Here is a 3,099-nt window from a genome sequence, read left to right on the forward strand (position 1 = left end):
CGATTCCTACAGTCAAAATAATAATGATCATCCATTCCTTCAACATTACCAGTTCTTGTATTGTCTGGTGGTCTAACATTGTGGTGAGAAGGCTGATTACCAGTCCCATCTGCTTCGCCAAAATCATAACCTGCTGAATGATCTTGAATTATAACAATTTTTCCATTTGCGCTATAAGTCATTTCTCGCGTCATAATTGGCATATTTTTATCATTAAGAATTCTTTTACCATTTTTATCAGTTAAAGGTACCATTTTTTGACTAATAGGTTGTTGACTCATTGGAATTCCCAATTTGCGTCTTATCTCACGAAGACTTTCCCTACGATATTTCTGGCATGTTAACCCATTTGGATCAACCCAACTCGTTGGATTTGGTACATATGCATAATTATTACTCCCACCAGACAATCCAATCGGGTCTTTACTTACAAACCGCCCCACAAAAGGCGAGTAATAGCGGTAACGGTTATAGTGTAAACCTGTCTCTTGATCGAAATACTGACCTTGAAAACGAATGTTGTTTGAAATAATTTCAGAATTTTCAAAGAAACTCGATTTAGCCTTTTCAGCCTTACATTCACCCCAAGCCTTATACTCAGCTTTCCAAATGATTGCACCTGTATGGTCACTCATTTCTTGTGGTGTGCCTAAGTGATCACAATGATAGAACCATACATCATCAAAACCTTTGCTCTGTTTGATAGTTTTCCATCGTGGGTCGCGATGCACGTTATATGGTTTATCTGACCAATCTGGTGTTTGGTGTAACTCTATTGGATTTGATAGACGGCTTGTAGCATTGGAATAAAGCTGTCTTTTTCATAGATGTAGTGTTTGTTGGTTTGTTCTGTTGACTCATATGCCAATGTATCGCCATCCCATCCATAGATGATGTTATGTTCATCACCTGTATGGTGATGTTTACTACGTTTTTGGATACGACGACCTAAAGCGTCATAACGATATTCTGCGGTGTATTGGCTGTTACGGCTTTTGATCATTCGTCCATACACATCCCACTCAAGGTTTAAATCACCTTGTGTAGATTTTTGTCGAACGAGTTGTCCATACGCATCATATTGGTATTGTTGATCTAGGTATTCTTTGACAACATTATTGACTAAGCGATTGTAGCCATAGCCTTTTTCTTCTGTTTGTTGTTGATGGCTTTGGTCATGATTTTGCGCTTTGTCATCATTGTAACGATCTATAATGTTACTGGCAGGGTCAAAGTTAAAGGTTTCTTTACCGAGTTTACTGCTGGCTTCAAGTAAGCGTCCGACTGGATCGTATTTGTAGGCAATGTTGCCATGACGAGTATCTTTGATGGCTGTTAATTCACCTGTTTTATCGTATTGATACAGTCGTTGTACCAATTGACTGGTGTGTTGCAGTGCATTGTTCTGTTGGTTGTTCTTTTCTCTGTACTGGCTTTGGTAGCCATTGACATGTTCATTGAGCATGATTTGGCTGTGTAAGCGTCCTGCAAGGTCAAACTGTTGTTCTGGGCTGATGCCATTGGCATAGTGGCGAACTTTTTCACGATGTAGGTCATCTCGCTCAAAGCTAACAATGTCTTGACCATTGACTATCAAACTATGTACATGCCCCGTACCATAAGTCAGGCAATCTATATTCTGTCCATCAGGTCGAATGGTTTTGATTCGATCATTGATTTCATCGTAGCTGTGTTTCCACACTGCTGTTTTATTGGTTTTATATTCTTGATGATGTTCACGAATCACATTTCCCGCAGCATCGTAATACCACTGTAGATTGCTATCGCTGTTTTTAGCTTGAATAATATTGCCATTGCTGTCGTAAGCAAATTCCTCAACCAGTTTTTGTTCTAAGTCTTGTTCAACATAGCCATAGCCTGCGGTACGTTGTTCCAAACGTCCCATACTGTCGAATAGAAATTTTGTATGCGATCTTTCGGTGCTGCACGATCTCGAAGCTCTTGTCCATGTGCTGAAGCCACTTCGATACTGCTAGCGAGATTGCCATCAGTTTCATCATATTTGTAAATGGTTTCTTTGCCATCGAAGTCAATTTCTTTGATTAAGCGACTCGCCACATCATAGAAGAATTCGTAACTTGCACCATTTTCATTGGTCAAGCGTTTTAAGCAATTGAGCTTATCCCACTGGTATTTCAATTTATGGTTCAATGCATCGGTACGTGACAGGATTAAACCTGCTTCATCGTATTCATAGCGTGTCTGATGTTGTTTCGGATCGATATGGACTAATAAACGTCCTTCAGCATCATGAACAAAATGTTCAACTGCACCATCTGCGTGTTTAATCTTTTCCAGTTGTCCAAAGGCATTCAGTGGTAAACCTTTAATGATTGGCTCGCGTTTTTCTGTGGTGAGTTCAGTATAGAAATATTCAACTTTTTGTTTTAAGATATTTTAAATTACAATGAAATACCCTTTATAACCATATGACTTTATGACTTTAGGTCAAAAAGTTGTAAACCTTTATCATGCTCATTTTAAGTTATTCATCAGGATCATAAAGTTTATCTAAAAATTCATTAAATGAATTAGCGACTTTAACCATGTTGTATGGTAATCCATCGTCTTTTTCAGGTTCATCTTCCAATTCATGATCTTTGTAAAAAATTTGACCATAATTATTTTGGCTAAGTTCAATCAAAAAATAATTACCTGCAGGAGTAATTGCTATTGTTAAATAGCCTAAAGGTAATTGCCAACTTAAATCCTCATGATTTGAACGTAACCCATAAGAAGTGTCTATCGAGGCCTCATAAAATCTTTTTATTTTATCACCACTTTCTGTGCCATCTGGTAATGTGAAATCTATTTCAGATTGTAACGGTTTCCCACCATTAAATTTTTCTAAAAAAGATTTATATTGAATAGGAAGTTCGACATTCAATTTTTTTTCTAAATGATGAATTTCATTTTTGTCCAATAAAGGACCGTCTTTTATCATTTCAAACATAATAGGGTGTGTTGACATTTACAGCCGATAAATTGAGCTAAAGAGGCAACCATATAAATATACAAGCTAAAGCAACAGCGCTTTGATAGTTACGTTTTAGCTTATCGTATCTTGTGGCAATTCCT

1 protein-coding gene and 2 pseudogenes are annotated in these 3,099 nt (G+C 37.4%); all 3 read right to left on the minus strand.

The window, feature by feature from the left end; all coding sequences use genetic code 11:
* Window positions 1-2,418 (minus strand): annotated as a pseudogene (locus tag FTU83_RS17575) (RHS repeat-associated core domain-containing protein); the annotation flags it as partial.
* Window positions 2,419-2,506: 88 nt separating this feature from the next.
* On the minus strand, window positions 2,507-2,992 hold the full coding sequence (locus tag FTU83_RS16985) for an SMI1/KNR4 family protein (RefSeq protein WP_180107433.1): 486 nt from the start codon (window positions 2,990-2,992) through the stop codon (window positions 2,507-2,509).
* Window positions 2,993-3,011: 19 nt separating this feature from the next.
* A pseudogene (locus FTU83_RS16990) lies at window positions 3,012-3,099 on the minus strand (IS5/IS1182 family transposase); the annotation flags it as partial.

Origin of the sequence: Acinetobacter sp. YH12152, assembly GCF_013418285.1 — a bacterium.
GTDB lineage: Bacteria > Pseudomonadota > Gammaproteobacteria > Pseudomonadales > Moraxellaceae > Acinetobacter > Acinetobacter amyesii.